Source organism: Paracoccus sp. NIOT.M2S5SZ12, from assembly GCF_057748165.1.
In genome coordinates this window covers 1-5570 of record NZ_JBYLFR010000044.1, presented here as the reverse complement: position 1 = coordinate 5570, position 5570 = coordinate 1, and the positions used below count along the sequence as shown (strand labels likewise).

Sequence of the window (5570 nt, the reverse complement as noted above, 5' to 3'; positions counted from 1 at the left end):
CTCATGCGGCGCGTGCCAGTCCATCTCCTAGTCCAGCCAGATCAGCAGTGACCCGCGCTTCCTGAGCGCAGCGTTGTAGGCAGACCAGTTGGTGGTGCGGTAGCGGGCGGGCTTGGGCTTGCTCATGCTGCCCATCTAACCGCATGGATTCACCAAGTGAATCCTTAACGGGGAGAGTTCTGCAACAACGCCGGGCTAGAGCCTCGATCACTCGGCATTCGGATACCCTACCTCGTCTACATTCGCTGACCATTCGGGCCAGTTCATCCTGCAAGAGAAGCAGGCGGGCAATCCGGCTTTCGACTGCCTCAAGCTGCTCTTGGGCAATGCGGCTCGCATCCTCGCATGATGCTTCCGGCCGTTCTTGCAAGGCGAGCAGGATGCGGATGCTTGGCAGATCGAAACCAAGCTCGCGAGCATGGCGGATAAAGCCCAGGCGCTCGGCATCGGCGGGGCTGTAGGTGCGCCGTCCGTTCGGCTGGCGGGCAGGCTTGGGCAAAACCCCAATGCGCTCATAGTAACGGATCGTCTCGATGTTCACGCCCGTCTGCCGGGATAAATCGCCGATCTGCATCTTTTGCCTTGCTCCTGTAGTCACTACAGGTTGTAGCAGGGCAAGGCTAAAGTTTCGAGGATCGACGAATGGCCGCTGCAACCGACACAATCCGCTATCACGTTACGGGCATGGACTGCGCGTCCTGCGCCGCCAAGATCGAGGGCGCGGCCCGCAAGGTTGAAGGCGTGGACGAGGTGAAGGTGTCGATTGCCTCGCAGATCATGACGCTCAATGTCGATGATCCGCAGACGCGGCTTCCTGCTATTGAGCAGGCAGTGACAAGCCTGGGTTATCAGCTTGATCGCATAGGCCAGCCCAAGGTGGCCGGGGCGGAAACCGATGAGGATGACGACAAGATCCCTGACCTGTCGCACGTCACCCCAGCCTACAAGCGCGCACTCTGGATCGTTGTCCTTCTCAATGTCGGCTATGGCGTGATCGAGATTTTCGGCAGCTTTCTGTCGGGTTCGCAGGCGCTACAGGCGGACGCGCTCGATTTCGTGGGCGATGGCCTGATTTCCTTCCTCGGCCTCATTGCGGTGGGCTGGGGCCTCGCGGCCCGCGCCAAGGCGGCGCTGCTGCAAGGCGTGTTTCTGGGCCTGCTCGGCCTTGGCGTGATTGGCTCGACGCTCTACCGCGTCTTTGTCGAGCATGAGCCGGAAACCCTCCTGATGGGTGGCTTCGCGGTCGTGGCCTTCATCGTCAATGTGGCCGCTGCCCTTGTGCTGCTGCCCCACCGCAAGGGCGATGCCAATATGCGTGCAGTCTGGCTGTTCTCGCGCAACGACGCGATTGGCAACCTTGCCGTGGTCGTCGCGGCTGTCCTCGTCTGGGCGCTTAGCTCGTCCTGGCCTGACCTTCTGGTGGCCTTCGCCGTCGCGGGCCTGTTCCTGCAATCGGCGTGGTCGATCATCCGGGATGCGCGCTCCGATCTCAAACAGGCTGGCCGTGCATGAAAACGGCTAGGCCTGCACTCATCATCGCCTTTGGAGCCGCGCTCGATCTTGCTGCAAAGCTATGGGCGCGCACCTCTCTCGAACCCTACGGCGCGGCAACCGACTTTCTGCCCTTTGTCGCGCTGCGTCTGACCTTCAATCAGGGGGTTTCGTTCAGCCTGTTCTCATTCGAGGGTGAGACTGCGCGGCTTGTGCTGCTGCTCGCCACGGCCGCATTGACAGCGAGTTTTGCGCTATGGGCTTTTAGATCGCAGGGCTTGGAGCGCATTGCTGCCTCTTTCATTGTGGCGGGGGCGCTCGCCAATGTCATTGACCGTGCGGTGTATGGAGTGGTGACCGATTATCTCGATCTGCACTTTGGGGCATGGCACCCCTTTGTGTTCAATCTTGCAGATGTATGGATCACGGCCGGGGCTATCTCATTATTCTTCTGCCAATTCAGCCAAAAACAAAGTAGGGTTGCCTTGAGGGGCTAACTTAAAGCTCGTGATCGTGGCCCCTGTCGCGCTCCCGCCTTGCGGCCCGCTCCAACTCCCATTCGTGCGCTTTGCGCTCCTGGACTAATGTCAGCGTTCTTTCAGCAACGCGTTCACCTGCTGCACCAAGTGCGTGGTTGAGGCGGTCTGCTTGGCTAGGTAGCTGCACACCGCGCCCCCGCCGCCGCGCCCGCCGCTGGTGAACTTGATGAGCATTAGCCGCGCTCCGGCGGATCGGCCCGCGTATGCGCCGCCCGAAGCGCCCCAAGATCCCGGTCGATCTCGATCAGCCGCGACAGCAGCGCGGTTGCTGTCACCGGCTCGTGCCGGTTGGCGGCCCGCGCGAGCTGGTTGAGGTTGTTCCCGATCCGCGCCAGCTCTCGCAAAAGCTCAGGCGCGACCGGCGGCACCTCCCGCCGCGTCCGCAGCCGCAAGCCGCCCAAGGACGCCCGGATCAGCTCTGACAGGCTCATGCCCCGGCTCGCCGCCAATGCCTGCCATCGCGCCCGCTCGGCCGCGCTGGCCCGCAGCTTGATCCAACGGGCAGGCTCGGAAGCAGCGGAAGGGTCGTTGGCCATGAGGCAGGCTCCAAAGAGTGCAGGGGGATCGCCCCTGCCGGGGTTCGGGGCTGGTCCCGCCGTGCCAAAGGTGCGGGCCGGGGGTTTGAAGGGGGCGGCACGCCCCCTCACCAGCGCGAGTGGACAGGGCAAGGCAAAGCCTTGTCGTGGCCACGAGAGTATGCTGGCGAAGAAGTCAGTTTGCAAGATTGACACTGCCGGGTTAGACAGCGTCCAAGCAGCTGATCGGTCTGGAATTGATATACTAACGCGGTATATACTCCGTTAGTATCTGTGGGGATGAGCTATGAACACCAAAGCCGTATTCACGATGAAGCTGGAACCGGATCTGCGGGAGAGCTTCATGGCCGAAGCCGCAGCCGCTGACCGTCCTGCATCGCAGGTCGTTCGTGAGCTGATGCGCGACTACATCGAGCAGCGCCGCCATGAGCGGGCCTACAGCGAGTATCTGGGTCGCAAGGTGGACAAGGCTCGCGCGTCGATGCTGAACGGCCAGGGACGCAGCCACGAGGCCGTGGAAGCCGATTTTGCGGCCAGGCGGGCCAAACTCGCCGAAGGCTCCGCGTGATCGTTCTCTGGGCGCCTGAAGCCGAGCAGGACCGCGCTGACATCATGGATTACATCGCGGCCGACAGCCCGTCTGCCGCGATCCGTATGGACCAGCTGTTCGGGGAAGCCGCAGCTCGGCTGGCAGATCACCCCTTCATGGGAAAGCCGGGCCATATTCCCGATACCCGCGAGCTGATCCCGCATCCCAGCTACCGCCTGGTCTACACCGTCAACCAGGACACGATCTGGATATTGGCCCTCGTCCATACTGCCCGCCTTTGGCCCTGATCGCTGGCTAGGACAGAAGGACTTGGCCGCGCACCTGTCCACCCTCTGCCCGCAATGGAGCGCCATTCATGGAGATTTCTGAGCAAGAGTTTCAGTCTGCCGTTCGCCAAGGCGAGGAGCTGCGCCGCAACGGCTATGCCGTCAGTGCCGAATATGACGCCCGCCAGAACCGCCTCGTGGTGGGCCTGAGCAGCGGCGTCACCATCATGGTCCCGGTGCATCTTGTTGAAGATCTGGCCGGTGCCGATCCGGTCGATCTGGCCGAGATCGAGATCACCCCGTCGGGCCTTGGGCTGCATTGGCCCAGATTGGATGCGGACGTTTACGTTCCCGGCTTCATGAAGGGCATCTATGGGACGCGCCGCTGGATGGCCGCGCTGCTTGGCGCGGAAGGGGGCAAGTCGTCCTCCCCCGCCAAGGCCGCGGCCGCACGGACCAACGGCGCCAAGGGCGGCAGGCCCCGCAAGCAGGCGTGAGGGTTCCGCAGCGCCTCTAGGACTCTCTCCAAGCCTTGGTGCCTGGTCTGACCCTCACAGGGCGCCACCGGCCCTCTGGCACAGCCTCGCCACGTCCTTGTTCCCCAGCATGTCCCATCCGTGCAGTACGACCTGACGGACGATCTGCGCGCATCAGTGCACTAAGACTCTTAGGATATATGGATACGCTGGTGCATTTTGGCCGTTTCGGCCTTGCTGGGCTGAGAAAAACAGAAATTGACAGTTGGCTGGTGGCCAACTAAAGTTGGCTGGTGGCCAACTATCGAGGCGAGGGATGGGCAGGATTTCACTTCACGAACTGCGGCGGATGGGGGTGTCTGTCGAAGACATCGAAACGGCCAAGGTCACGCAACTGGCGCAGCGCCGGACAGGCTCTCCGGTGCAGTCCATCGGCGTCATTGTCGGGGCAGCAGAACAGCGCCAACGCATGAACCCGAACCCGCCTGCCGATCTGACCGCCCGCGCAATGCGCAAGCGCGGTGTTTACGACCAGGCGGCGCTCCTGCTCGATCAGCAGGCTCTCCGGGAGAACAGCCCCGAACGCGCCGCAATGGCGCGGAAGGCCGCTCTGGCGGCCAAGGAACTGTCCGTCAGCAATCAGATTGAGTTTGACTTCTTCGGAGGAGGCAACGTGTCCATTGCATTCCAGTACCAGGACGCCGTGACCGAACGCCTGTTTGCGGCGGCGAAAACGCCTGCGCAGGCGTTTCACGCGCAGGCGGTGCTCTGGCAGATCACCCGCAACCTCGCGTGGCAGTCCTACGAATGCACCAAGACCGCTGCCGACCTGTGTGAGGTGATGCGAACCGACAAAGGAGATATGGCTCGCGCTCTGGACCTTCTGGAGCAGGTGGGGGCCATCCGGCGGATGAAGCGTGGGCGGGTGAAGATCATCACCGTGACGCCAGAAGGGGCATTCCGGGGCAACGTGAACAGCCACGCGCAAGCTGTTGAACGCTACAAGCTGGACGTGATTGAGGGCGGTAAGTCCGACCAGACCCCCGAGTAGCCGACCGGTCGGCTACCGGTTCCGGAAACCGATACCGACCACCCTGCCGACCGGCCCCGACCACCCAAGGAACCACCGTGCCGCTGACGCTGAACCAGGCTGCCAAGACCTGCGGCCGCTCCAAGTCTACCCTTCTGAATGCCATCAATAGTGGGCGCATGAGCGCGCCCAAGGATGATCGGGGTCGCTACGCCATCGACCCGGCAGAGTTGCACCGTGCGTTTTCCTTCCAAGCTCCTGACCGGTCGGCCGACCGGTTCCCGGAACCGCAACCGACCACCCATGAGAACCACCAGACCACCCTGACCGACCAAGGCCTAAAACGAGAAGTCGAGTTGTTGCGCGAGATGCTGGGCAAGGCCGAAGCCAATGCCGACCATTGGCGCGCATTGGCCGAGCGTCAGCAGGCGCTCCTGGAAGACAAGCGGCCCAAGGAACCGCGCAGCCTCCTTCAGCGCATCCTCGGCCGATAAGTTAGCTTGGCGCTGTTTAGGACTAGGGTGCAGTAGTCCCCGCCCGCCCGCTCGGATCAGAGCGGGCTGTAGGGCGGGCGGGGGCTAGAGGGCGTTGTTGCAGAAAGGCGGCTTGAGGCGTGACTTCCCCTTTCCCCTTTAGGTTCAGGCGACGCGGGCGACCTCGGCTGTGCCGAGGGCGTTGAAGC

9 protein-coding genes and 2 pseudogenes are annotated in these 5570 nt (G+C 62.8%); 7 read left to right on the top strand and 4 right to left on the bottom strand.

Annotation, left to right across the window (positions count from 1 at the left end):
- Positions 1–30 precede the first annotated feature (30 nt).
- Positions 31–126: pseudogene (locus tag AC2SGK_RS18025) on the bottom strand (IS5/IS1182 family transposase); the annotation flags it as partial.
- 139 nt (positions 127–265) lie between these two features.
- Positions 266–574: pseudogene (locus AC2SGK_RS18020) on the bottom strand (MerR family transcriptional regulator); the annotation flags it as partial.
- Positions 575–642: 68 nt separating this feature from the next.
- Here AC2SGK_RS18020 and AC2SGK_RS18015 point away from each other — a divergent pair.
- Positions 643–1512, top strand: a complete 870-nt coding sequence (locus AC2SGK_RS18015; RefSeq protein WP_028720581.1) for a cation efflux transmembrane domain-containing protein — start codon at positions 643–645, stop codon at positions 1510–1512.
- Positions 1509–1988: a signal peptidase II gene (gene lspA, locus AC2SGK_RS18010; RefSeq protein WP_088239308.1), complete on the top strand. Its 480-nt coding sequence runs from the start codon at positions 1509–1511 to the stop codon at positions 1986–1988. Before AC2SGK_RS18015 ends, lspA begins: the two co-directional genes overlap by 4 nt.
- 90 nt (positions 1989–2078) lie before the next feature.
- Here the strand turns inward: lspA and AC2SGK_RS18005 are convergent, their stop codons facing one another.
- Both AC2SGK_RS18005 and AC2SGK_RS18000 read right to left on the bottom strand, forming a co-directional pair.
- Positions 2079–2204: a hypothetical protein gene (locus tag AC2SGK_RS18005; RefSeq protein ID WP_488324764.1), complete on the bottom strand. Its 126-nt coding sequence runs from the start codon at positions 2202–2204 to the stop codon at positions 2079–2081.
- The gene (locus AC2SGK_RS18000; protein WP_126152583.1) at positions 2204–2566 is read right to left on the bottom strand and encodes a MobC family plasmid mobilization relaxosome protein; all 363 of its coding nucleotides are present in this window, start codon (positions 2564–2566) and stop codon (positions 2204–2206) included. The genes AC2SGK_RS18005 and AC2SGK_RS18000 overlap by 1 nt, the downstream gene beginning before the upstream one ends.
- Positions 2567–2852: 286 nt before the next feature.
- On the opposite strand from AC2SGK_RS18000, the gene AC2SGK_RS17995 reads away from it, so the two are divergent.
- From AC2SGK_RS17995 to AC2SGK_RS17975, 5 genes are all read left to right on the top strand, one after another.
- Positions 2853–3134: an antitoxin of toxin-antitoxin stability system gene (locus AC2SGK_RS17995; protein WP_126152582.1), complete on the top strand. Its 282-nt coding sequence runs from the start codon at positions 2853–2855 to the stop codon at positions 3132–3134.
- Positions 3131–3403 carry a type II toxin-antitoxin system RelE/ParE family toxin gene (locus AC2SGK_RS17990; protein ID WP_126152581.1) on the top strand — a complete coding sequence of 91 codons (273 nt, stop codon included), beginning with the start codon at positions 3131–3133 and terminating at the stop codon, positions 3401–3403. Before AC2SGK_RS17995 ends, AC2SGK_RS17990 begins: the two co-directional genes overlap by 4 nt.
- A gap of 68 nt (positions 3404–3471) precedes the next feature.
- Positions 3472–3879, top strand: coding sequence for a DUF2442 domain-containing protein (locus AC2SGK_RS17985; protein WP_126152580.1), 408 nt, complete (start codon positions 3472–3474; stop codon positions 3877–3879).
- A gap of 334 nt (positions 3880–4213) precedes the next feature.
- The gene (locus AC2SGK_RS17980; RefSeq protein ID WP_488324763.1) at positions 4214–4909 is read left to right on the top strand and encodes a hypothetical protein; all 696 of its coding nucleotides are present in this window, start codon (positions 4214–4216) and stop codon (positions 4907–4909) included.
- Positions 4910–4986: 77 nt separating this feature from the next.
- A complete protein-coding gene (locus AC2SGK_RS17975) occupies positions 4987–5382 on the top strand; it encodes a hypothetical protein (RefSeq protein ID WP_028720580.1) in 396 nt (131 codons plus the stop codon).
- The last annotated feature ends 188 nt before the right edge of the window (positions 5383–5570 follow it).

What these genes read in the sequence shown, in the direction of transcription:
- AC2SGK_RS18015 (WP_028720581.1), top strand. Translation starts at nt 643, where the DNA reads ATGGCCGCTGCAACCGACACAATCCGCTATCACGTTACGGGCATGGAC.
- lspA (WP_088239308.1), top strand. Translation starts at nt 1,509, where the DNA reads ATGAAAACGGCTAGGCCTGCACTCATCATCGCCTTTGGAGCCGCGCTC.
- AC2SGK_RS18005 (WP_488324764.1), bottom strand. Translation starts at nt 2,204, where the DNA reads ATGCTCATCAAGTTCACCAGCGGCGGGCGCGGCGGCGGGGGCGCGGTG.
- AC2SGK_RS18000 (WP_126152583.1), bottom strand. Translation starts at nt 2,566, where the DNA reads ATGGCCAACGACCCTTCCGCTGCTTCCGAGCCTGCCCGTTGGATCAAG.
- AC2SGK_RS17995 (WP_126152582.1), top strand. Translation starts at nt 2,853, where the DNA reads ATGAACACCAAAGCCGTATTCACGATGAAGCTGGAACCGGATCTGCGG.
- AC2SGK_RS17985 (WP_126152580.1), top strand. Translation starts at nt 3,472, where the DNA reads ATGGAGATTTCTGAGCAAGAGTTTCAGTCTGCCGTTCGCCAAGGCGAG.